This window comes from Streptosporangium becharense, assembly GCF_014204985.1.
Classification (GTDB): Bacteria; Actinomycetota; Actinomycetes; order Streptosporangiales; family Streptosporangiaceae; genus Streptosporangium; species Streptosporangium becharense.
Genome location: NZ_JACHMP010000001.1, coordinates 1,742,025 through 1,765,127, shown reverse-complemented (window position 1 = coordinate 1,765,127; position 23,103 = coordinate 1,742,025). Strand labels below are relative to the sequence as shown.

Here is a 23,103-nt window from a genome sequence, read left to right as displayed (position 1 = left end):
ACGCTCGCTCACCTCCCCAGCTTATGTCCCGCCGGAGGCCGCGCCGACAGGGGGCTCACCGCCGGAACAGCTCCTCCTCCGGCAGCTCGAAGGGCTGCGCGCCGAGCGCCTCCGCCAGGTGCTTCTCGGCGTACGGCAGGACCTCGTCGACCACGATCCGGCGGCCCGTCTCCGCCGACAGCGAGGAGACCCCGGCGTCGCTGATCCCGCAGGGGACGATCCGGTTGTACCAGCTCGGGTCGTTGGAGCAGTTGAGCGCGAAGCCGTGCATCGTCACCCCGCCGGAGACCCGGATGCCGATCGCGCCGACCTTCCGGTCGGGCAGCCCGTGCGAGGGGTCTCCGGCCACCCAGACGCCGCCGCGGCCCTCGACCCGGCCCGCCTGCACCCCGAAGTCGGCGCAGACGTGGATGAGCGTCTCCTCCAGCAGCCGGACGTAGGAGGTGACGTCGAGCCGCTCGCCGAGCTTGACGATGGGGTAGCCGACCAGCTGACCGGGGCCGTGCCAGGTGATCCGGCCACCGCGGTCGACGTCGATGACGGGGGTGCCGTCGGTGGGCCGCTCGTGCGGGGCGGTGCGCCTGCCGGCCGTGTAGACGGGCGCGTGTTCAAGCATCAGGCAGGTGTCGGGGATCTCACCGGCGACCCGCCGGGCGTGGATCCGCCGTTGGAGGTCCCAAGCCTGCTCGTAGGGGAAGTCGACACCGAGACGGACGAACGCCAGCTCACTCACGCATCAAGAGTAATTGACCCGCCGCTCATCAAGACGTGAGAAGCCGAGGCTCGATGCGGAACTCCTTGGCCCCTCCCGCCCCGTCGTGCTCGACCCGGTAGGCGTAGGCGTCACGGTCGACGGCGACGGCCTGGATGAACTCGGTGCCCACGTAGTGGAGGCCCACCCCCTCGTCGGCGGCGTAGCCGTCGGGCAGTTCGCCGGAGGCCACCGACTCGTGCAGCAGCCTGCGGCGCTGCGGGTCGGAGTCGTAGTGCACCCCGCAGGCGTACGGCAGCAGGCCGAGGCCGTCGGCCCACACCCGCAGTGTCGGCCCGAAGGAGTCGGTGTTGCCGCCCACGTGCCAGCAGAGCGCGCCGGCGCTCTGGCCGGACAGCACCACGCCGGCCCGCCACGCCTCCTCGAAGATCTCGTCCAGGCCGTGCAGCCGCCACAGGGCGGCCAGGTTGGCCACGCTGCCGCCGCTGACGTAGATCATGTCCTGGCTCAGGACCCACTCCCGGGGGTCGTCGACGTTGGGCATCGGGAAGACCGTCAGGTGGCTGACCTCCACGTCCCACTCGCGGAACGCGCCGTACATCTTCAGCAGCCACTCCGAGTCGTCACCGGTGGCGGTGGCCAGCAGGCCCAGCCGGGGGCGGTCCTGGCCGGTGAGGTCGAGGGCGTACCTGAGCAGGGGGCTCGCCTCGATGAACCCGTAACGCGCGGACGGGCGGAAGGAACCGCCCCCGATCGCGAGAATGTGCGACTGCCCGGACCTGCCCATATCGTTCTCCCACTGCTCCATCGGTGAACAGGCCCCCTAGAGTACGGCGGCCAGTGCGTCACCGAGGCGCATATGCCGGAACGTGTGGCCGTCGTCGAGCAGGCGCCGGGGGAGCACCCGCTGGCCGATCAGCACACCTTCCCCGGCGAACCCGCCCATGGCCGCGCGCAGCGCCGCGCCGGGCACCGCCAGCGGCATCGTGGGCCGACGCAGGACTCTGCCGAGCTCGCGGGTGAACTCCGCGTTGGTGACCGGCTCGGGGGCCGTCAGATTCACCGGGCCTGACATCTGCGGATTCCGCAGGATGTGCCGGACGGCGTGGACCCAGTCGTCGATGGAGATCCACGACCAGTACTGCCGCCCGGAGCCCAGGGGGGCGCCCAGACCGAGCCTGAAGACCGGCAGCATCTTCACCAGCATGCCGCCCCGCCCGCTCAGCACCAGGCCGGTGCGCAGCCGGACCACCCGCACGCCCGCCTCCTCGGCCGGCGCCGTCCGCTCCTCCCAGGGCACCACCACCTCCCGGGCGAGGAACCCCTCGCCCGGCGGCGCCGTCTCGTCCACCGCGCGGTCTCCGGTGTCGCCGTAGAAGCCGATCGCGGAACCCGACAGCAGCGCCGGAGCGTCACCTGCCAGGTCCGCGAGCGCGCCGGCGAGGGTCTCGGTCCCCCGGACGCGGCTGCGGACGATCTCGCGCTTGTAGGCGTCGCTCCAGCGGCGGTCGCCGATGCCCGCACCGGCCAGGTGGACCACCGCCTCCGAGCCCTCCAGGACCGCCCGGTCGACGACACCCTTCTCCGGGTCCCAGAACGACTCGTCGTCGCCCCGCGGCGGGCGCCGCACCATGCGGACCACGCGGACGCCGTCGGCCCGCAGGGCCCGCACCAGAGCCGATCCCAGCAGCCCGGACGAACCGGTCACGATGATCGTCATGTCGTTCAATGTAACCGACCTCCCACCGGAACCTTCGGAGGCGGACACCCGCCGGACTCACCACGGAGCGGAGACCCCGGAGACGACGACCGGGCCGGCCCACGCGTCGCGGACCGGCCCGGAGGAGGCGGGAAAGCCGGGAGTTTACGCGTTGAGCCCCAGCTGGTTCTCGAAACGGCCCTCCTCGAGACGACGCTTGATCGTCGTCAGGAAGCGGGCGGCGTCGGCGCCGTCGACCAGGCGGTGGTCGTAGCTGAGCGCCAGGTACACCATCGAGCGGACGGCGATGACCTCACCCTCGGGGGTGTCGAGGACCACCGGCCGCTTGACGACCGCGCCGGTGCCGAGCATGCCGACCTGCGGCTGGTTGAGGATCGGCGTGTCGAACAGCGCGCCACGGCTGCCGGTGTTGGTCAGCGTGAACGTGCCACCGCCGAGCTCGTCCGGGCTCACCTTGTTGGTGCGGGTGCGCTCGGCGAGGTCGGCGATCTTACGGGCGAGGCCGGCGATGTTGAGGTCACCCGCGTCCTTGATCACCGGAACGATCAGGCCGCGCTCGGTGTCCGTCGCGAAGGCCAGGTGCTCGGCGTCGAAGTAGGTGACCTCGTTGGTCTCGCTGTTGATCGTGGCGTTCAGCTTCGGGTGCTGCTTGAGCGCCTCGATGGTGGCCAGGGCGAAGAACGGCATGAACGAGAGCTTGACGCCCTCGCGCCGCTGGAACTCGGCCTTCGCCTGCTCGCGCAGCCGGGCCACCTTGGTGACGTCGACCTCGACCACGGTGGTGAGCTGCGCCGAGACCTGGAGGGACTCGACCATGCGCTTGGCGATGGTCTGGCGCAGGCGCGACATCTTCTCCGTACGGCCGCGCAGGATGGTGTCGACCGCGACCGGCTCGGGCGCCGGGGCGGCGGCCTGCGCCGGGGCGGCGGCCTGCGGAGCCGCGGCCTGCGCCGGGGCGGCGGCGCGCTCGCGCTGGGCACGCGCGGCCTCCAGGACGTCCTGCTTGCGGATGCGTCCGCCGACGCCGGTGCCGGTCAGCGCCTCCAGGTCGACGTCGTGCTCGGCGGCGAGCTTGCGCACCAGCGGCGTGACGTACGGGCTCTCGCCGGAAGGCGCCGCAGCGGCCGGGGCCGCGGCGGGGGCGGCCGGGGCGATCGGGGACGGCGGGGCGGCCTGCGGAGCGGGAGCGGCCTGGACCGGAACGGGCTGCGGCGCCGCCTGCGGAGCGGGAGCGGCCTGCGGAGCCGGGGCCGCCTGCGGGGCCGGGGCGGGAGCGGCCTGCGGGGCCGGCGCCGCCTGCGGGGCGGGCTGCGGGATCGAGGAGATCGGCTGCTGCGGGGCGGGCTCCGGCTCCGGCTCGGGCTGGGGCTCGGGCTCCGGCGCCACAGCGGCGCCCTCGGTGGCGTTCTCGTCGATGACGGCGAGCTCGGCGCCCACCTCGACGGTCTCGTCCTCGGCGACGACGATCTTGGTGAGGATGCCCGCCGCGGGCGACGGGATCTCGGTGTCGACCTTGTCGGTGGAGACTTCGAGGAGCGGCTCGTCGGCCTCGACGCGCTCGCCCTCCTTCTTCAGCCAACGGGTGACGGTGCCCTCCGTGACGCTCTCACCGAGCTGGGGCATCTGTACGGACTTCGGCATTGGTGTCTTCTCTCGCGTTCCGGGGAGGGCTTACTTAGTTGTGGACGTGCAGCGGCTTGCCGGCCAGCGCCAGCATCGCCTCGCCGACGGCCTCGGACTGGGTCGGGTGCGCGTGGATGAGCTGCGCCACCTCGGAGGGGAGCGCCTCCCAGTTGTAGATCAGCTGACCCTCGGTCACGAGCTCGCCGATACGGCGGCCGACCATGTGGACACCGAGCACCGGGCCGTCCTTCTGGGCGATGACCTTGACCGCACCCTGCGTCTGCAGGATCTGGCTCTTGGGGTTGCCCGCGAGGTCGTAGGTGAACTCGACGATCTCGTGACCGCGCTCCCGGGCCTGTGCGGAGGTGATGCCCACCGAGGCGACCTCGGGGTCGGAGTAGGTGATCCGCGGCACGCCGTCGTAGTCGATCGGCACGGGGTTCAGGCCGGCGATGTGCTCGGCCACCAGGATGCCCTCGGCGAAGCCGGCGTGGGCCAGCTGCAGGGTCGGGATGAGGTCGCCGACCGCGTACACGCCCGGAACGCTGGTCTGGCAGAACTCGTCCACGGTGACGGTGCCGCGCTCGATCGCGACGCCCGCCTCCTCGAAACCCATGCCGGCGGTGACGGCGCCGCGACCGACCGCCACGAGCAGCAGCTCGGCGTCGATGGTCTTGCCGTTCGCCAGGGTGACGACCACGCCGGTGTCGGTGGTCTTGACGCCGTCGAAGAAGACGCCCAGCTCCTGCTTGATGCCGCGGCGGCGGAAGGCGCGCTCCAGCAGCTTGGAGCTGGACTCCTCCTCGAGCGGGAGCAGGTGCGGCAGGGCCTCGACGATGGTCACCTCGGCGCCGAAGGAACGCCAGATGCTGGCGAACTCGACACCGATGACGCCGCCGCCCAGGACGACCACCGAGGTGGGCACCCGGTCGAGCCTGAGCGCGTGCTCGCTGGTGATGACCCGCTCACCGTCGATCTCCAGGCCGGGCAGCGACCTGGGCGCCGAACCCGTGGCCAGCACGATGTTGCGGCCCTCGTACACCTCGGAACCGACGGCCACCCGGTTCGGGCCCGCGAGGCGGCCCTCGCCCTCGACGATCGTGATGCCCTTGCTCTTGAGCAGGCCCTGCACGCCCCGCCAGGCGCGACTGACGATCTTGTCCTTGAACGCGTGGACCGAGGGCACGTCGATGCCCTCGAACCGGGCCTTGACGCCGAAGGCCGCGCTCTCCCGGGTCTCGTCGGCCACTTCCGCGGAGTGCAGAAGAGCCTTGGTGGGGATGCACCCCCGGTGCAGGCAAGTGCCGCCGATCTTGTCCTTCTCGATCAGCGCGACCGTCTTGCCCAGCTCGGCCGCCCGCAGGGCACAGGCGTACCCACCGCTACCGCCACCCAGGACGACGATGTCGTAGGGGCCGCTGCCATCAGCCACAGGAAAGCTCCTTGTCGGATCGGAATACCGTGTTCACGGTCGCGCCCGGCCCGGACCCGAGCCGGCCTCGCGGATCCTTGATCGTATCCATGGCGCGGCCGGGTCCGGCTCGACGCTGCGCCGGTGCCCGCTCTCGGCCTGGCCCCGGCAACCGCATCTTTTCATCTGTCTACGTCGTATGTGACCCGCTTGCGCGGCGACGACTACGACGTCATGCCCGCATAGCGCTCGGCGAGACCGACGAGCGTCCGGGTGATCGCCCCGGTGCCGCCCTTCGGCGTGTAGCCGTGGGCCTCACCCTTGTTGAAGGCGGGACCGGCCATGTCGATGTGGGCCCAGCGGACTCCCTCCGGCACGAACTCCCGCAGGAAGAGGGCCGCCGTCAGCATCCCGCCGAAACGCTCGGGGTGCAGGTTGGCGATGTCGGCCACGGGGGAGTCGAGGCCCTTGCGGAGCTCCTCGGGCAGGGGCATGGGCCAGGCGGCCTCGCCCTGCTCGCCGGCCACGGCGACGACCTCGTCGCGCAGGTCGTCGTCGTTGCCCATGACGCCCGCCGTCCGCCAGCCCAGCGCGACGATCTGCGCGCCGGTGAGGGTGGCGACGTCGACGATGACGTCCGGGTCGTCCTGGCCGGCGCGGGCGATGCCGTCGATCAGCACCAGGCGGCCCTCGGCGTCGGTGTCGAGCACCTCGACCGTCTTGCCGGCGAAGCTGGTGAACACGTCGGAGGGACGCTGCGCGGTGCCGCTCGGCATGTTCTCGGCCAGGCAGAGGTAGCCGACCGCGTTGATCTTCAGGCCCAGCCGGGCGATCGCGAGGAGCGCGCCGAAGACGGCACCCGCGCCACCCATGTCGGACTTCATCCAGTCCATCGAGGCCGACGGCTTGAGCGACAGGCCGCCCGAGTCGAAGGTGATGCCCTTGCCGACGAACGCGAGCGTCTTGGCCGCGTCGGGGTGGCTGTAGGCGAGGCGGACCAGCCGCGGCGGGTTGGCCGAGCCCTGCCCGACGGCGAGGATGCCGCCGTAGCCGCCCTCCTTCAGGCCCTTTTCGTCGAGGACCTCGACCGCGAGGCCGGCCTCGGTGCCCACCTGCTCGGCGATCTCGGCGAACCGGGCGGGCCACAGGTCGGACGGCGGGGTGTTGACCAGGTCGCGGACCAGCGAGACCGACTCGGCCAGGGTGGTGGCGCGCCCGACCGTGGCCTCGGCGCCCTCGGCGCGGCTCAGCACGGTCACCTCGCCCACCGGGGCGGCCGTGTCGTCGCCGGTGCGGTACTTGGTGAAGGAGTAGGCGCCCAGCAGGCCGCCCAGGGCCACCGCTCCGGCCTGCTCGGCGTTCGCGGCGGGCAGGGCGAGCGCCACCCGGGCGGTGCCCGGCAGGGTGCGGACCGCCGCGCCGGCGGCGCGGCGCAGGGCTTCGGCGTCGTAGTCGCCCTCGGGGGCGTCGCCCAGGCCGACGACGACCAGCAGCGGCGCGGTCAGCGCGCCGAAGGTCGGGATCTTGGAGACCTCTCCGGCCTGGCCCTTCGCGCCGACGCTGCCGAGCGTCGCCGCGAGTCTGCCGCCGAGCGCGTCGTCGAGGCCCTCGGCCCCCGGGGCGGTCACGAGGCCGTCCGGTCCGGTGTGGACGCCGACGACCAGGGCGTCGGTGTCGAACGAGACAGCGTTGTCAGTTGGGTTCAGCCGCACAGTGGTCACGTAGGCCGATGCTAGTCCCGCTTGCTCAGTACGCATAAACGAGGGTTCGTCCTACGAATCGTGCCGCCCCGATGGTGCTATCAGGAGTGGCACCATCGCGGAAAATAGTGCTAATGTCGCTAGCATCATGTTGCTCACCTTAGATCTCCACGATCCCCGGCCCCTGCACGAGCAGGTCGCCGAGGCGATCAGGCGCGCCGTCGCCGAGGGGTCGTACGCTCCGGGCGACCGGCTTCCGCCCGCCCGTGACATGGCCGCGGCGCTCGGCGTCAACGCCAACACCGTGCTGCGCGCTCTGCGCGAGCTGCGCGACGAGGGGGTGCTGGAGTTCCGCCGCGGCCGCGGTGTGAGCATCCTCAGCCGTCCCGACCCGCGCAGCGTGATCGAGGAGAAGCTGCGCGCTCTGCTCGCCGAGGCGGTGCAGTACGGCTACCGCCACGACGACGTCATCGAGCTCATCAGGGAGCTCTCATGACCGGGCCCGGCGCCCGGTCCCCGGAAGGAAAGATCGCTATGGGTCTGCGAGGCCGTTTTCTTGTCATGGCCACCGTCTGGTTCGCGCTCGTGACCATCACGTTGGTGGCCGTCCCGTTCGCGCTGCGCGACCGGCTGCCCGACCCGGTGGCCGTCCACTGGGGGCTGTCGGGCGCCCCTGACCGGTCGGCGTCGTTCGCCGTCGCGCTCCTGGTCGGGGTGGGCCTGTGGGCGGCGATCATGATCGCCGCCTGCACGTCGGCCGTCGGCCGGGCACGGGTGCTCGGGCGGCGGGCGGGTCGCACGGCGGTCGGCGCCATGCTGGGCGGCGGCGGCCTGTTCGTCCTGGGGCTGCAGGCGGCCACGGTCTGGGCCAACCTCGACGTCCCCGACTGGCGGGAGGCAGGCGACCTCGCCTGGGGTGCGGCGGTGCCGTTCGCGGGACTGCTCGCCGGTGCGGCCCTCGGCGCGCTCGTCGCACGCCCCGGGCCCGACGAGGTGTCACCGTCGGCCGGAGTCCCGGAGCGCCGGATCCGGCTCCGCGGCGACCAGCGCGCCGTGTGGGTCTCCTCACTGCGCAACGGCTGGCTCACCGCGGTCGGCGTGGCCGCCCTGACCGCGGGCGCGGCGCTGTGCGTGTTCGCCCTGACCGGCGACGACCGCACGCTCCTGATCCCGGCGGGGATCACGCTCGTCGTCGGCCTCGTCGGCGTGACCTTCAGCTCCGTGCAGGTGCAGATCACCGACGACGGCCTGTCCGTCTCCCACGGGCCGCTGCGCCTCCCCCGCCGGCGCATCCCGCTCGCCAAGGTGGAGCGGGCCTGGTCGGAGGAGCTGTTCCCCTCCCAGGTCGGCGGCTGGGGCATGCGGGGCCTGCCCGGGTCCTCCACGGTGATGCTCCGCGGCGGAGAGTGCCTCGTCGTGGGTTACGTCTCCGGTGGCCGGTTCGCCATCTCGGTCGACGACGCGGACAGCGGCGCCGCGCTGCTCAACACCCTGGTCGCCAAGCACGCCACCGGTTCCGCGTCCCGGCACTGACCCGGCTCCGCACTCCCGGACCGCTTCCGTACCCGACCCTCCGGCCCGTTTCCCCGTCGAGCCCCGCTCGACCCTGAGCCCTGCCGGTTCCTGCCCCCGCCCCCCTTGAGCCCTGCCCGTTCCCGTGCCCGCGGCGGAGAGCCGCGTGAAAGGAGATGCCCGATGCGAGGAGATGGCGTGTCCCGCCGTCCAGCCGAGCTGTGGCTGTTCCTGCTCGTCGCGTTCGGCCTGTCCTGGCTGTTCGCCCTTCCCGTCTGGCTTGCGGACCACCCGCTGGGCTCGCCGACCCTCACGCTCGCCGCCCTGGCGATGATGTTCACCCCGGCCCTCGGTGTTCTCGCCGTGTGGCTGTCCGGCAGACGACGCGGCGAGCCCGGGACGACCTGGCGAGAGTGGGCCCGGAGCACGGGGCTGACCCTGGGGGAGCGCCGGGGACGCACCGTCGCCCTCGTCGCCGTGGCGTGGCTCGGCACCCCAGTGCTGGTCATCGCGGCGATCGCGCTCAGCGCCGCCCTCGGGGTGCTCTCCGTCGACCTGCAGGGTCTCAGCCTGTTCCGGCGGAGCCTCGAGGCCGCCTCGGGCGGGCAGGCGATCTCCCTGGACCCATGGGCGCTGGTCGCCGCACAGGTGGCGTCGGCCTTCCTGATCGCCCCGCTGATCAACACGATCGCTGCCTTCGGCGAGGAGTGGGGATGGCGCGGCTGGCTGCTGCCGTGGCTGGCGCCGCTGGGCACCTGGAAGGCGCTGCTGGTGTCCGGGCTGATCTGGGGGCTGTGGCACTTCCCGCTCACCTTGCGCGGATACAACTACCCGGAGCTCGGCGCGTGGGCCGCCCCGACGTTCATGATCTTCTGCGTGGCCTTCGGCGCACTGCTCGGCTGGTCCCGTCTCCGCTCCGGCAGCGTCTGGCCCGCGGCGATCGGTCACGGTTCCCTCAACGGCTCGGCGGCCCTCGTCCTGCTCGTCGGCGACGCAGCCGAACCGCCCAGCCTGGTCGTCGCCGGGATCACCGGGCTGGTCGGCTGCGTGCTGGTCACGGCGGTCACGGTGGTGCTGTTCAGGATCAAGCCGGTCGGGCGTCCCGTCTCCCAGGAGGTCTGAGGGGACGAGCGCGGGCGGTCAGAGCGGTTCCCCGAGGCGGGCGGCGGGGCGGGTCGCCGCGCGGGGGCGGCGGGTGGGACCGCCAGCTTGTGAGGGGCGTCAGCGCGAGCCCCGGGGCGTCAGCGCGAGCTCCAGGGCGTCAGCGCGAGCCCCGGGGCGTAACCGCCGAACGGGTCGGGCTGGGCCACGGCCTGTGGGGGACGTCAGCCCACGAGGACGGCACACGCCAGCAACGTCATGGCGGTGGCGATCTCGACGACGGCGCCGAGCACGTCCCCGGTGACACCACCGAGTCGTCGCACCGCCCTGCGCCGTACCATCCAGGCGGCCAGCAGCCCCGCGAGCACGGCCGCGGGCAGGCCCCACACGGCCTGCGGCACCCCCGTCCAGGGCAGGAGCATGGTGCTCACCGGGCCGGGGGCCTCCGCGGCGGATGACACGGCGATCTCCCGGGTCATCCGGTAACCGTCCTCCAGCCAGCCGAGTAGAAGAGACCGGACGAACGAGTCGGACAACCACGGGCCGAAGACCGTGTCGCGGTCGGGCAGGGCCAGGAGCGCGGTGAGCGCGAGCACCAGGGCGGTGACGATCGCCGCGACACCCCGTCGCACGGTGCCCGCCACCATTCTGCCGAGCCCGTCGGCACGGGCGGCGGGGACGCCCGTGCGGCAGGCCCAGGTGAGAGCCAGCCTCCCGGCCGTGCAGGCCGTGACCATCGCGATCGGGCCCGCCCCCGTGGCGGTGAGCTCCGCCAGGGCCGCCACCTGCGCCAGCACGGTGAACAGCAGTGTCACCACACCGAACGGGCCGATGTCGGAGCGCTTCATGATCTCCAGCGCGCGTTCGGCCGGTCTGCCGCTGCCCAGCCCGTCGGCGAGGTCGGCCAACCCGTCCAGGTGCAGTCCCCGGGTCAGCAGCGCCACGGTCGCGACGGCCAGCACCGACGCCAGGAGCGGTGTCGTCCCCAGCCACATCGCCACCGCGAGCACCAGCCCGCCGCAGATTCCGATCGCCGCTCCCACCATCGGGGCGACCGCCATCGCGATGCCCCCGGCCCGGCGGTCGACGATCCCCGGCCGGACCGGGAAGACGCTGAGCGTACCGATCGCGAGACGCACCCCGTCGGCGAACGACGACGGGGTCTCCGGGGGCTGGCTGCCAGACACGATCGACGATCGTAGCCTGCCGTCCCACCGGGAACGCGCTGCCCGCGCCGGGCGGAAGCGGACCATGACGGGGTGAGGGCGACGACGGGGTGAGGGTGGCAGTGGCGAGGCCGATGGTGGCAAGGACGTCAGCGGGGCGGGGCTGTCGGTGGGGGAGGCCGGAGGGAGGTCGGCGGCGGGATCAGGCCGTGGGGCGGGCTGACGGTCGGGCCAGGCCGGGACGATGGGCAGGTCAGACCGGGAGGGGGATGGAGGAGCCAGACCGGGAGGTCAGACCGGGAGGGGGATGGAGAAGCCAGACGGAGAAGTCAGATCGGGAGGGGAAGGAGGCGGCCGGCCACGACGAGGGCGACGTCCTCGGACTCCCCGGCGAGGCGCTGGTTCAACCGGCCCAGGGCGTCGCGGAACAACCGGCCGCCGGAGGTGGCGGGCACCACGCCGAGACCGACCTCGTCGGAGACCGCCACGACCCGGACCCGGGCCCGCCGCCAGGCGTCGACCAGTTCGTCGAACCGGGCCGCGACCGCGTCCCGGCCGTTCTCGCCGGACCAGGCGTCACACTCGTCGAACACCGCGGCCACCCAGGTGCCGAGCCCGTCGATCAGCAGCGGGATCGTGGCAGACCGGAGCAGGCCGGCGAGGTCGGTGGTCTCGGTCGTGCCCCAGTGGGCGGGCCTGCGGTGCCGGTGCGCCTCGATCCGGCGCAGCCACTCGGGGTCGCCCTCGCCCGACGGCCCGGTCGCGACGTACAGGACCCCGGGTTCGGCCGCCAGCCGCAGCTCGGCCTCGGCGGACTTGCCGGAACGGCTGCCACCGAGCAACAGGGTCCGGCGGGGCACGGGGGCCGGGGCGGGCGGGGCCTCACCGAGGTCGACGACCGTGCCGTCCGGCACGACGCGCACCCCCCACAGCGCCGCCCGCCGGGCCAGCTCGGCCTCGGTCGGCACCCGGTGGTCGACGTCCACGGCGATCACGTGCGTCCGCGGGCCGACCAGACCGCGCCGCCGCAGGTCTCCCAGACGCTCCGGTCGCTCCAGCACGTCCGCCAGCACCAGGTCCGGCGCCGGGCCGCAGCCGTCCTCCCCGCCTCGCGAGCCGGTGGGACGGTCGTCCGGTGAGGGAAGGGCTCGCCTGCCGTCCTCTCCGCCGCACGGGAGGAGGAGACCGTCCTGCGGGGTGGCGGGCCCGTCCTGCGGGACGGGGGAGCGGAGTGGGGCGGCGTACAGGACGCGACGGCCGCCGGGGGTGGTCACGGTGAGTCCGTCAGGACCGGATGAGGCCCGGTGACCGGAGGGGAACGGGCCGGTGGGCGGGAGACGCACGGAGCCGCTCAGGACGACCGAGGTGGGACGGCGGTGGCCGGGGTCGAGCCGGCCGCAGGAGGCGCACTCGCAGCCCGGGGACGGCCACCCGCCCGCACCCGCCGTACCGGAGATCAGGACTTTCACCCCGGCAGCGTACGCCGGGCGGCGGGACGGCCGGACGGGCCTGTCCGAAGGTCACGCAGGATCCTCACGCGTCCGGCGGCGCGGCGGGTCCGGGCGAACGGCCTCCCTTCACCGTCCTCGGCCGCCTCGGAGAGGTAGGGTTCGCTGAGCTGTCGAGGGGCACCGGCAGGACCCGCGAAAGGAGCGCATGGCATGACGTGGCACTGGCGTTACGAAAACGCGAACGGCGGCGAGGTCACCGATGGTGTCTCGCCGTCGGACACGTTCCCGAGCCAGGCCGACGCCGAGTCGTGGCTCGGTGAGAGCTGGCGGGAACTGCTGGCCGCCGGAGTCGACGCGGTCACCCTGCTGGAGGGCGACCGCGTCGAGTACGAGAGCATGTCGCTGCGCGCGGAGTGACATCCTCCCGGCCCTGCCGGTGACGGCCGCCGGGTGACGACCCGGTGGCCGTCCCGTGATCCGACGGCCTCCGCGGCCGGGCGACCGTCCCGTGATCCGAGGGACCCTGCGGCCGGTCGCTCGTCCGGCGGCTCCCGTAGCCGGGTGGCCGTCTGCGGACCCCGCGGCCGGGCGGCCGTCTCGGCGCCGAAGGCGGAGGTCAGGGGCGCTTCGGCGGGCTGACGGTCTTGGCCGGGTCGCGCTCGACGACCGGGTCGAGGATGTCGTCGATCCTCTTCAGCACCTCGGCGTCCAGCTTCACACCGGATGCCTTGACGTTGTCGCGCACCTGCTCGGGCCTGCTCGCTCCGATGATCGCCGAGGCCACGTTGGGGTTCTGCAGCACCCAGGCGACGGCGAGCTGGGCCATGGTCAGGCCGAGCTCGTCGGCGATCGGCTTGAGCTCCTGGACCCGGGTGAGCACGTCGTCGTCGAGCATCCGGGAGATGAAGCCGCTCCCGGAGGGGTCGGTGGCCCGGGAACCCGAGGGCGGGGGCTGACCGGGCAGATACTTACCGGTGAGCACACCCTGGGCGATCGGCGACCAGACGATCTGGCTGACGCCCTCCTCCTGGCAGAGCGGCACGACCTGGCTCTCGATGACCCGCCACAGCATCGAGTACTGCGGCTGGTTGGAGACTAGGCGGTCGAACCCCATCTCGTCGGCGATCTTCAACGCCCGGGAGATCTGCTCGGCGTTCCACTCGCTGACGCCGACGTAGAGGACCTTGCCCTGCCGTACGAGATCGTCGAAGGTCTTGAGAGTCTCCTCCAGCGGTGTCTCGTGGTCGAAGCGGTGGGCCTGGTACAGGTCGACGTAGTCGGTCTGCAGGCGCCGCAGGGAGCCGTGGATGGACTCGGTGATGTGCTTACGTGACAGGCCGCGGTCGTTGGGGCCGGGACCGGTCGGCCAGTAGACCTTGGTGAAAATCTCCAGAGACTCCCGGCGGACCCCCTTCAGCGCGCGGCCGAGAACCTCCTCCGCCTTGGTGCCCGCGTACACGTCGGCGGTGTCGAAGGTGGTGATTCCCTCATCCAGCGCCGCCCGCACGCACTCTTTGGCGGCGTCCTCCTCGACCTGGGAACCGTGGGTGATCCAGTTGCCGTAGCTGATCTCGCTGACCATGAGACCGCTGCGGCCAAGGTGACGGAATTCCATGGTTCGACCCTAGTAGGTGCCATGGCGTGGGCCGATTCGGGATACTCTGCCCGGCGTGTCGCGGTTGATCACCTCTCGTTGGTTCCGGTTCACGCTCGCCGCCGTAGCGGCGGCGGCGATCGTCGTGGCCGTCGCGCGCCTGCGCCGGCGGCCGTACGGTCTCCGGACGGCTTCACCCGGTGAGGGGCCGTCGGCAGTCCCCCGGTCCGGTACCGGTACCGCAAGCACGACCGGCGCGGGGAACGCGACCGGGGCCGGTGGCATCTCCGGAGTGAGGGCCGGCGGAGAGCGCAGGATCGTGATCCGCAGGACCGGGACCGGTGGAGCGGGGACCGGGAGCCGCGGGACGGGGACTGCGAACCGCAGGACCATGACCGTGAACCGCGGGGCCGTGACCGGCAAGCGCGGGGCCGTGACCGTGAACCGCGGGGCAGCCGGGACCGATGCCCGGCGGCGGCCCGCGACGGAGTGGACACCGGCTTCCACACCGGACACCGCCCCCCCTGTTCCGGCCGTTTCCGCCTTCACCGTGCCGGACGACGTTCCCGTCTCGGACGTCGCAGCTTCTGTCGCGGCTGTTCCGGCTTCCGCCGCCCCGGGTGCTTCCGCCGGTGCCCTCGAACGTGACGCCTCCACGGCCTCTGAGTCCTCCACGGCCTCTGAGTCCTCCACGGCCCCGGGGAACGTCGCCGGAACCGTGGCGCGGGGATCCTCACGCCGGGCCGTCCGGCGTCGCGTGCTCCGCTGGGGCGCGGTCGGGCTGGGGGTGTGCGCGCTGATCTTCGGAACCCAACTGCTGGAGATCGTGCCTCCCTTCGGGGACGCGGGGACGCGGGTGGCCGGCTCCACTCCGCAGCCGACCCGGAGCACCGCGGAGACGAACCGGGACACCGTGGAGGCCGGTCTGGTCCGTGACGAGTACTGTCATCCGCGTGTCGGCACGCCGAGGGTGCGGCCGGTCAGTCCGAAGGTCACCCGGGCGGTGAACCGGCAGTGGCGGCGGATCGAGCGGTGGCTGCGGGTCAATGCCCCCGAGAGCCGCCGGACCCTGGGCAGGCCCGGCAGGGCCCGGACGATCGCGATCGCCGAGGCGCAGATGGGTGTGCGCTTCCCCGATGATCTGCGCGCCTCGCTGCTCCGTCACGACGGGGCGGTCCCCACCGCGTCCGCTCGTGGGTTCGGCTTCCTGGGGAAGGTGAACCTGAGCGTCCGCGGGATCCGCGACACCTGGCGGCAGCTGTGCGGGGTGCACGACGAGGTGAAGAACGGTCAGCCAGGAGACGGAGCACACGGGGAACGGTGGCACGGGCGGATGATCCCGTTCGGTGCCGACGGGAGTGGCGGCCACCTGGTGATCGACTCGTTCAGGCGCGATGTGGGGAGGGCGGGCCGCGACGGGGGAGTCATGAGCCTCACGTCCGGTGAGACCCCGATCCGCTCCTATTACGCCCTGCTGAAGGCGACGGCCGACGCCCTCGAGACGGGCGGGCCGGTGGGGGACTGGAAGCCCGGCGCCACCGGCGGCGAACTCAGGTGGGACCTCACCAGGGCCTCCTGACCGCGGTCCGGACGCATCAGGCCGGCCACGCCGTCCTGGCGGCATGGGCCGGCCATCGCTGTCCCGGACGGGCCGGGCGATCACCGCGGTCTCCGGGACGCACGAGACCCCGCCGCTCCGTGACAGGAGGGACGGGGTCTCGGTGAAACTCACACGGTCCCCGGGAAAGGCTCCGGGGACCGGTGGACTGCCTCAGTTCTTCGGCGGGACGGGCTTGCCTCCCGGGAGCACGGCCGGGGGCGGGAAACGCAGCTTACGGATCTGCAGCGCGCGCATGGCCGCGTAGAAGCCGACGCCCCTGGTGTTCTCACCGGGGAACTTCTCGGCCACGAGCTTCTTGACCTTCCACGACACCCACACCGAGGTGAGCAGCACGCCGACCATCATGACGGGCCAGCCGATCGTGATGACCGCCAGGTAGACGTAGCCGCGGATCTGCACCGGGAAGGGAATCCAGGTGAGCAGCAGGATGAGGATCGAGAACGGCAGGAAGTACTGGCTGACGATGCGGCGCGAGTCGACCCAGTCGCGTGCGAACTTCCTGGCGGGCCCCCGGTCGCGGGCCGGGAAGTAGCGCTCGTCGCCGCGGAGCATGCCCTCGCGCGCCTTGACGCGCTCCTGGGCCTGGCGCTCGCGGAGCTGCCGGTAGGCCTCCTTGCGGTTCTGCGGGGCGTTCACCGGCTGACGGCGACGGCCCTCGGCGTCCCGCCGCTTGGGTGTGGGACGCCCCTTGCCCACGGGCTTAGGATCGTTAGCGGAGGTGGGGGAGTCGTCCGCGGTGGTCTGGGTACGTCGGAACACAGCGTCAGCCTACCGGGAGTGCAACTTAGTGACGCCCCCGCTCGTTATGCGTAGGGTGAACCCTATGGTGGCTCCGGCGCTTTTTCGGGGGCTGGAATCGCTCGGGGTGGTCCGAAGCGCACGTGAAGAAGGGGACGGCCGACGCGCATGAGCGTGATGAAGAGACTTTCGCTGATCTTCAGGTCCAAGGCGAACAACGCGTTGGACAAGATGGAAGATCCTCGCGAAACCCTTGACTACTCCTATCAGCGTCAGCTGGAGCTGTTGCAGAAGGTACGTCGGGGCGTGGCCGATGTCGCCACCTCGCGCAAGCGGGTGGAGCTCCAGATCAACCAGCTTGAGGCCCAGTCGCGCAAGCTTGAGGACCAGGGGCGCAAGGCGCTCGGTGTCGGCCGGGAGGACCTCGCCCGAGAGGCCCTGACCCGCCGGAGCGGACTGCAGACCCAGATCGCCGACCTGCGCGTACAGCATGACAACCTGCAGGCCGAGGAGGAGAAGCTCACCACGGCCTCCCACCGCTTGCAGGCCAAGGTCGACTCCTTCCGCACCCGCAAGGAGACGATCAAGGCGACCTACACCGCGGCCGAGGCACAGACGCGGATCAACGAGGCGTTCTCCGGCATCTCCGAGGAGATGGGTGACGTCGGCCTGGCGATCCAGCGCGCCGAAGACAAGACGGCCGCCATGCAGGCCCGTGCGGGTGCCATCGACGAACTGCTGGCCAGCGGTGCGCTCGACGACTTCAGCGGGCACCGCGGCGACGACATCCAGGCCGAGCTCGACCGCATGGGCGGCGGCCGGGACGTCGAGCTGGAGATCGCCCGGATGAAGGCCGAGCTCGGCCAGGGGCCCGCGCCGCAGGGCGCCATCGAGCCCGGTCCGGCCTACCCTCAGCAGCAGCCGCAGCAGCAGCCCCAGCAGCAGCCGCACCAGGCTCCGTCGAACCCCACCCAGCAGTACCGTCAGCAAGGGGAGGGCCTGTGATCGTCCGCATCATGGGGGAGGGGCAGGTCGAGATCGGGCAGGACGATCTCGACGTGCTGAACGCCCTCGACGGCGAGCTGGAGGCGGCCATCGAGGCGGGCGAGGAGGAGGCCTTCCGCGAGCGGCTGCACGCCCTGCTCGACAAGGTGCGCCACGTGGGCAAGGCACTGCCGGACGACAGCCTGGCGTCCTCCGAGCTGATCCTGCCGCCGGCCGACGCCTCGATGGACGAGGTGCGGGAGATGCTCGGTGACGAAGGGCTGATCCCCGGTTAGTCCGGATGCCATCGCGTAGGCCCGGGGCGTGGAGTGAACCCGGGCCGCACGGCACAGGCCCGGTTCAGGGCCGATCGGGGGTACGGCGTTCACCCCGCGTCCTCACGCGGGGTCACGCCGCGCAGTGCGTTCTCCCCCTGCCGGGTCGTGCGGTGTCCCCGCCGTCCGCCCCCCGTCGCCGGTGTCGCCGATGCGTCCGGTTCCCCGTCGACGGCGTCCATTCCCGCGTCCGGTTCCCGTCGACGGCGTCCGGCTGTGTGTCCGGATTTCCGCCCCCGGCAGTCCGCTCCCGGCAGGTGGGACGGGGTCGGCCGGGGGGCTTCTTCCCCGGGTGGCTTCTTCGCAATTCAGGTGCGGCGCGTATGTAAATGGGCCGGTGGTGTACGGGGCGTGGAAGGCGGCGGTCCGAAGCGCGGCCGTGGTGCCGTTTCCCGCTCATCTGATCTTTGACCTGGGGCTTTCTGCGGGAAAAACCGTCGAATGTGCCATTTTGTGACCGTCCGACTTGTCGGTTCATGCACGTCCTGTGATTCTTTGCCCTCACAATGGTCCCAGGAATCCATCAAGGAGAGGGTGTGGTCATGGCGGACCTCGCGTCCTTGCGACCTGGGGATCCCGAGTACGTACGGGAGTACCGTCTCACCGCACGGCTTGGCGAGGGCGGCCAGGGAACGGTCTACCTCGGCGAGTCCCCCACCGGAGCCCGCGTCGCGGTCAAGCTGCTGCGCGCCGACCTCACCCAGGACGCCGAGGCCATGGAACGCTTCGTCCGCGAGGTCAGCACCACCCGGCGGGTCTCCCCGTTCTGCACCGCCGCGGTGCTCGACACCGGCGTGGAGCACGAACGCCCCTACATCGTCAGCGAGTTCATCGACGGGCCGACGCTGCACGAGGTGGTGACCGGCGAGGGCCCGCGTGAAGGCGCCGCGCTGCACCGGCTGGCCATCGGCACCGTCACCGCGCTGGTGGCCATCCACCAGGCCGAGATCGTGCACCGCGACTTCAAGCCGACCAATGTGCTGCTGGCCCCCGACGGCCCCCGCGTGATCGACTTCGGTATCGCCAAGGCCCTGGACCGCACCTCGACGCTGACCGCGATGGCGATCGGCACGCCCGCCTACATGACCCCCGAGCAGTTGGAGGGGAAGAACGCCGGGTCGCCGGCCGACATGTTCGCCTGGGGCTGCACCATGGTGTTCGCGGCCACCGGGTCGCCGCCGTTCGGCACCGACAGCCTGCCGGCCATCTTCAACCGGATCATGAACCTGACCCCGGACCTGTCGGCCATCACCGATCCGGCGCTGCGCGAGCTGGTCGGGCAGTGCCTGGCCAAGGATCCGGCCCAGCGGCCCACCGCGGGCGAGGCGCTGATGCGGCTGCTCGGCCACGCCACCGGGGCGAGCACCGGTTCGGCGCTGCCGGCCGCGCCGCAGGGCATCCTCGCCGAGGGGTCGGCTGTGGCGGCCCAGTACACCGGTCCCGGTCCGGGCGGATACCCGCCCGGCACCATGCCGGGCGGCGCGCCGTTCAGCCCGAACCCGCCAGAGGTCGCCGACCGCACCTGGTATGGCGGGGCGTCCACCGGCGGATATCCGCACGCGGCCGAGCCGTACGGCCCCCCGCAGCAGCCCGGCACCGGCGGCTACCCGATGCAGACCGGGCCGCAGGGTTACGCCCGGCCGGACGGTTTCGGCCCTCACGGCGGCGGGCAGACGGGATACGCCTCGCAGTCCGACCCCCGCGGCTACCCGCCGCAGCAGGGGCATGGTGTCACCGGGAACTTCCCGCCGCAGCCCGGTCACGGCACCACCGGGAACTTCCCGCCGCAGAGTGGTTACGCCACCGCCGGGTATCCCCCGCAGCCCGGTCACGGCACCACGGGGAACTTCCCGCCGCAGAGTGGTTACGCCACCACCGCCGGTTACCCGCCGCAGCAGGGGCATGGTGTCACCGGCAACTTCCCGCCGCAGCAGGGGCACCCGGTCGGCCCCGCGCACCAGACCTACGGCAACGGCCCGACCTTCCCCTCCAGTGCGGTGCACCAGGGGGTCCAGAGGGGTCCGGCGTACCCGCCGCAGGCCGCGCCGGTCAAGAAGCGCGGGCCGTGGCTCGCCGTCGCGGCCGGCGTCGCCGCGACCATCCTCGTGATCGCGGGCGTCGTGGCGGTGCTGAACAGCGGTTCGTCGGACACCCGGGCGGGCGGGTCCGACAGCTCCGGCACCGCGACGCCGACCCCCAAGGCCGCGTCGGTCCCCGCGGCGAGCAACGAGATCAAGCTGCCCGGCGGTGCGGTCACGTTCTACGAGAGCGACCTCGACCCGATCCGGCTGACCTCGTACAGCATCGACAACGGCGAGACCCTCTACATCCGCAAACCCGGCACGGACCAGTTCACCAAGAACGACAAGTACTTCGAGTACGTGCCCAACGTCGCCGACACCCAGGCGCTGGCCATCGACAGGCAGTTCGACTCGGCCGGTTACTGGATCGTCTCGGTCGTCGACCAGCAGACCGGTGCGGCGAGCAAGATCAGGATCACCAAGTCGCCGATCTTCCCGCGCCTGCCGCAGTGGTCGCCGGACGGCAAGTTCGGTCTGGTCACCCTCACCGAGGCGGCCGGCGAGAACGAATTCAAGCCGTACGGCTTCGCCGTCATCGACATCGCGGCGAAGAAGGCCAAGCTCGTCCGGATCAACCAGGCGGACGCGAGCGAGTGGTCCTACTTCTGGCGCAGCGACGGCCGGGCGGTCGGTAGCTGGGTGCTCACCGAGAAGACCCAGCGCATCCGCTTCTACGACCTGGAGGGCACCATCCTCCAGACTCTGCTCGACGTGGGCTCACCCGTCGCCGTCGAGGGCTACGACGTCTCACCGTCGGGCTCGTCGATCGTGACCTACTGCAAGGGGACCACGAAGGAGATCTGCGTCTGGTCGGTCACCTCCGAAGGCCCCGCGCAGGCCCGGATCCCGTTCGAGACCGACCGGCTCATCGGCTGGTACGACGACAAGCACATCGCCGGCTGGCGGCGGAAGGGCTCCGGCTACGAGGCCGTGGTGTTCGACCTGAAGGGCAAGGTGCAACGGGTGATGGCCACCACCAAGGCCCAGGTGTACGAGAAGCAGTTCATGATCTTCACCCGGAACGGCTGACCGGGCGGTCCGGCCGGAAGATCAACGTACGGCCCGTAGTCCGATCAAGACACGGCAGGTCACGCGGGCGGCTCCCCGGCCGGGCCGCCGCCCCGTGCTGCCATGTGGTTATGATCAAGATGTCACATGCCGTGGCCGCGGCCGTGCTCGCCTCCGCGGGCCTGTTCGCCGCTCCGGCACTCGCCGACTCCGGTCCCCCGAAGGTGATGGTGGAGGACGAACGCCCGCAGGTCACGGTCGTGGGGGAGGGCAGCGTCTCCTTCGCCCCCGACGTCATGCGCCTGAACGTCGGTGTCGAGGTGCGACGCGGCACCGCCGGGGAGGCGTTCACCGCCGCGCGCGGCTCCGCGGCGGCGCTCACTCAGGCGCTCACCCGGGCCGGCGTCGCGGTCAAGGACATGCGGACCAACGAGCTGTCGCTCGGCCCCGAGTACGACACCTATCCCAAGGTCTCCGGCTATCGGGCGGCGCAGGGCGTCGAGGCGGTGATCCGCGACCTCGACGCCGCGGACGACATCGTTGACGCGGTGGCCGCGGTCGGCGAGGACGTCCGGCTGAACGGCGTCGCCTTCGAGGTGTCCGACCCTCGCAAGGCGCTCGCGGCGGCGCGTGAGGCCGCCTTCAGGGACGCCGAGGCCCGCGCCAGGCAGTACGCCAGGCTCGCGGGACGCGAGCTCGGCCGCGTCGTGAAGATCAGTGAGGAGAGCGCCGCCGCGCCGCCGCGCGTCATGGAGGACCGCGCGTTCGCGGGCAAGGCGTCGATCAGCGCCGGCCGGCAGGAGATCTCAGCCGTCGTCCGGGTGGTCTTCGCGCTGAGGTAGGTCGCACCGCGGGCCGCGTCGTCGCGCCGGTGCGGTCTCCGGGCACGCGGTGGGTTCCGGCGGGCGGGTGGTCCGCCCGCCGGCGGGCGTTTCGTCCGCCCCCGGGGCCCCGGGAGTGGACGGCGCGGAGAGGGGATCAGGGGAGGGCGAGCATCCGGTCCAGGGCGACCTTCGCCCAGTGGGTCGTGTCGTCGTCCACCGTGATCTGGTTGACGACCTGACCGGCGGCGAGCGACTCCAGTGCCCACACCAGGTGAGGCAGGTCGATCCGGTTCATGGTCGAGCAGTAGCAGACGGTCCGGTCGAGGAACGTCACGTGCTTGTCGGGGAACATGGCCCCCAGGCGCTTGACCAAGTTCAGTTCGGTGCCCACCGCCCACGAGGAGCTGGCCGGTGCCTCGGCGAGCCTGTTGATGATGTACTCGGTGGAGCCGACGTAGTCGGCCTTGGTGACCACCTCGTGCCTGCACTCGGGGTGGACGAGCACGTTGACCCCGGGGATCCGCGCGCGGACGTCGTCCACGCACTCGGCGCTGAAGCGGCCGTGCACCGAGCAGTGCCCCTTCCACAGGATCATCTTGGCGTTCTTCAGCTGCTCGGCGGTCAGGCCGCCGTTCGGCCGGTGCGGGTTGTAGACGACGCAGTCGTCCAGCGACAGGCCCATCTCCAGCACCGCGGTGTTGCGGCCCAGGTGCTGGTCGGGCAGGAACAGCACCTTCTCCCCGCGGGAGAAGGCCCAGTCGAGGGCACGCCTGGCGTTGGAGGAGGTGCAGACCGCGCCGCCGTTTCGCCCGCAGAAGGCCTTGATGTCGGCGCTGGAGTTCATGTAGGTGACCGGGACGGTCACCTCGGCGATCCCGGCGTCCTGGAGTGCCTCCCAGCACTCCTCCACCTGGTCGAAGGTGGCCATGTCGGCCATGGAGCACCCGGCCGCCAGGTCGGGCAGCACCACCCGCTGGGAGTCGGAGGTGAGGATGTCGGCGGACTCGGCCATGAAGTGCACGCCGCAGAAGACGATGTACTCCGCCCCGGGGCGGGCCGCGGCCTCACGGGCGAGCTTGAACGAGTCACCGGTCACGTCGGCGAACTGGATCACCTCGTCGCGCTGGTAGTGGTGGCCCAGAACGAAGACCCTGTCGCCCAGCGCCGCCTTGGCCCGCCTGGCACGCTCCACGAGCGCCGGGTCGGAGGCGGGCGGCAACTCGCCGGGGCAGTCGACGCCGCGCTCGCTGTGCGGGTCGGTGCCCCTGCCGAGGACGAAGAGCGGCAGCCCGGTCTCGGTGGTCGTCACGACCACACCCCCTTATCGTCGAAGTGACGACTAATGATGACACACGGCAATGGGGGATTTATTCCGGGGAGGGGTGTCTGGCCTCCCGGCGCCGGGCGACCGGCTCCGCACCGGAGGGTGGCGCCTTCGCTGCGGGAGCCGTGCGAGGCCCCAGGAATGTGTAGCGGTGGGCCGGTGTTGGTAGCGTCTAAGAAGGACGTCACAAACAGACAG

Annotated in this window: 20 protein-coding genes; 9 read left to right on the top strand and 11 right to left on the bottom strand. The window is 71.9% G+C overall.

The annotated features are described in order from the left end of the window. Nucleotides 1–55: 55 nt before the first annotated feature. The 6 genes from lipB to F4562_RS07525 all read right to left on the bottom strand — a co-directional run bounded on the left by lipB (nucleotide 56) and on the right by F4562_RS07525 (nucleotide 7,223). Nucleotides 56–733, bottom strand: a complete 678-nt coding sequence (gene lipB / locus F4562_RS07550) for a lipoyl(octanoyl) transferase LipB (RefSeq protein ID WP_184541987.1) — start codon at nucleotides 731–733, stop codon at nucleotides 56–58. Nucleotides 734–761: 28 nt separating this feature from the next. Further along, nucleotides 762–1,499, bottom strand: a complete 738-nt coding sequence (locus F4562_RS07545) for a Type 1 glutamine amidotransferase-like domain-containing protein (protein ID WP_184541985.1) — start codon at nucleotides 1,497–1,499, stop codon at nucleotides 762–764. Between the two features lie 36 nt (nucleotides 1,500–1,535). Further along, nucleotides 1,536–2,432: a TIGR01777 family oxidoreductase gene (locus tag F4562_RS07540; RefSeq protein ID WP_184541984.1), complete on the bottom strand. Its 897-nt coding sequence runs from the start codon at nucleotides 2,430–2,432 to the stop codon at nucleotides 1,536–1,538. A 144-nt stretch (nucleotides 2,433–2,576) separates the two neighbouring features. Then, complete coding sequence (gene sucB, locus F4562_RS07535) at nucleotides 2,577–4,073, bottom strand: 2-oxoglutarate dehydrogenase, E2 component, dihydrolipoamide succinyltransferase (RefSeq protein WP_184541982.1); 1,497 nt, start codon at nucleotides 4,071–4,073, stop codon at nucleotides 2,577–2,579. A gap of 34 nt (nucleotides 4,074–4,107) precedes the next feature. Beyond that, nucleotides 4,108–5,487, bottom strand: a complete 1,380-nt coding sequence (gene lpdA / locus F4562_RS07530; protein WP_184541980.1) for a dihydrolipoyl dehydrogenase — start codon at nucleotides 5,485–5,487, stop codon at nucleotides 4,108–4,110. A 203-nt stretch (nucleotides 5,488–5,690) separates the two neighbouring features. After that, a complete protein-coding gene (locus F4562_RS07525) occupies nucleotides 5,691–7,223 on the bottom strand; it encodes a leucyl aminopeptidase (protein ID WP_184541978.1) in 1,533 nt (510 codons plus the stop codon). A gap of 91 nt (nucleotides 7,224–7,314) precedes the next feature. On the opposite strand from F4562_RS07525, the gene F4562_RS07520 reads away from it, so the two are divergent. From F4562_RS07520 to F4562_RS07510, 3 genes are all read left to right on the top strand, one after another. After that, entirely contained in the window at nucleotides 7,315–7,662 is a 348-nt protein-coding gene (locus F4562_RS07520) for a GntR family transcriptional regulator (protein WP_184541976.1), read from the top strand. Between the two features lie 38 nt (nucleotides 7,663–7,700). After that, nucleotides 7,701–8,699, top strand: coding sequence for a DUF1648 domain-containing protein (locus F4562_RS07515; RefSeq protein WP_184541974.1), 999 nt, complete (start codon nucleotides 7,701–7,703; stop codon nucleotides 8,697–8,699). A 177-nt stretch (nucleotides 8,700–8,876) separates the two neighbouring features. Continuing rightward, a complete protein-coding gene (locus F4562_RS07510; protein ID WP_184541972.1) occupies nucleotides 8,877–9,800 on the top strand; it encodes a CPBP family intramembrane glutamic endopeptidase in 924 nt (307 codons plus the stop codon). Between the two features lie 203 nt (nucleotides 9,801–10,003). Here F4562_RS07510 and F4562_RS07505 read toward each other — a convergent pair whose 3' ends face one another. After that, nucleotides 10,004–10,966, bottom strand: a complete 963-nt coding sequence (locus F4562_RS07505; protein ID WP_311734012.1) for an adenosylcobinamide-GDP ribazoletransferase — start codon at nucleotides 10,964–10,966, stop codon at nucleotides 10,004–10,006. A 308-nt stretch (nucleotides 10,967–11,274) separates the two neighbouring features. After that, nucleotides 11,275–12,414 carry a bifunctional adenosylcobinamide kinase/adenosylcobinamide-phosphate guanylyltransferase gene (locus F4562_RS07500; protein WP_184541969.1) on the bottom strand — a complete coding sequence of 380 codons (1,140 nt, stop codon included), beginning with the start codon at nucleotides 12,412–12,414 and terminating at the stop codon, nucleotides 11,275–11,277. 192 nt (nucleotides 12,415–12,606) lie between these two features. Here F4562_RS07500 and F4562_RS07495 point away from each other — a divergent pair, with 192 nt between their 5' ends. After that, on the top strand, nucleotides 12,607–12,813 hold the full coding sequence (locus tag F4562_RS07495; RefSeq protein ID WP_184541967.1) for a hypothetical protein: 207 nt from the start codon (nucleotides 12,607–12,609) through the stop codon (nucleotides 12,811–12,813). 199 nt (nucleotides 12,814–13,012) lie between these two features. On the opposite strand, the gene F4562_RS07490 is transcribed toward F4562_RS07495, so the two are convergent. Next, the gene (locus F4562_RS07490) at nucleotides 13,013–14,011 is read right to left on the bottom strand and encodes an aldo/keto reductase family protein (RefSeq protein ID WP_184541965.1); all 999 of its coding nucleotides are present in this window, start codon (nucleotides 14,009–14,011) and stop codon (nucleotides 13,013–13,015) included. A 697-nt stretch (nucleotides 14,012–14,708) separates the two neighbouring features. Here F4562_RS07490 and F4562_RS35700 point away from each other — a divergent pair. After that, entirely contained in the window at nucleotides 14,709–15,569 is an 861-nt protein-coding gene (locus F4562_RS35700; RefSeq protein WP_184854766.1) for an SMI1/KNR4 family protein, read from the top strand. 192 nt (nucleotides 15,570–15,761) lie between these two features. On the opposite strand, the gene F4562_RS07480 is transcribed toward F4562_RS35700, so the two are convergent. Next, nucleotides 15,762–16,370, bottom strand: coding sequence for a DUF3043 domain-containing protein (locus F4562_RS07480; protein WP_184541961.1), 609 nt, complete (start codon nucleotides 16,368–16,370; stop codon nucleotides 15,762–15,764). Nucleotides 16,371–16,517: 147 nt separating this feature from the next. Between F4562_RS07480 and F4562_RS07475 the strand changes: the two genes are divergently transcribed. The 4 genes from F4562_RS07475 to F4562_RS07460 all read left to right on the top strand — a co-directional run bounded on the left by F4562_RS07475 (nucleotide 16,518) and on the right by F4562_RS07460 (nucleotide 21,599). Then, complete coding sequence (locus F4562_RS07475; protein ID WP_184541959.1) at nucleotides 16,518–17,354, top strand: PspA/IM30 family protein; 837 nt, start codon at nucleotides 16,518–16,520, stop codon at nucleotides 17,352–17,354. Continuing rightward, complete coding sequence (gene pspAA, locus F4562_RS07470; RefSeq protein WP_184541957.1) at nucleotides 17,351–17,629, top strand: PspA-associated protein PspAA; 279 nt, start codon at nucleotides 17,351–17,353, stop codon at nucleotides 17,627–17,629. Before F4562_RS07475 ends, pspAA begins: the two co-directional genes overlap by 4 nt. A gap of 581 nt (nucleotides 17,630–18,210) precedes the next feature. Then, nucleotides 18,211–20,778, top strand: coding sequence for a serine/threonine-protein kinase (locus F4562_RS07465; protein ID WP_184541955.1), 2,568 nt, complete (start codon nucleotides 18,211–18,213; stop codon nucleotides 20,776–20,778). A gap of 110 nt (nucleotides 20,779–20,888) precedes the next feature. Further along, nucleotides 20,889–21,599 carry an SIMPL domain-containing protein gene (locus F4562_RS07460; RefSeq protein WP_184541953.1) on the top strand — a complete coding sequence of 237 codons (711 nt, stop codon included), beginning with the start codon at nucleotides 20,889–20,891 and terminating at the stop codon, nucleotides 21,597–21,599. 136 nt (nucleotides 21,600–21,735) lie between these two features. Here the strand turns inward: F4562_RS07460 and nadA are convergent, their stop codons facing one another. Beyond that, entirely contained in the window at nucleotides 21,736–22,890 is a 1,155-nt protein-coding gene (gene nadA / locus F4562_RS07455; RefSeq protein WP_184541951.1) for a quinolinate synthase NadA, read from the bottom strand. Between the last annotated feature and the right edge of the window lie 213 nt (nucleotides 22,891–23,103).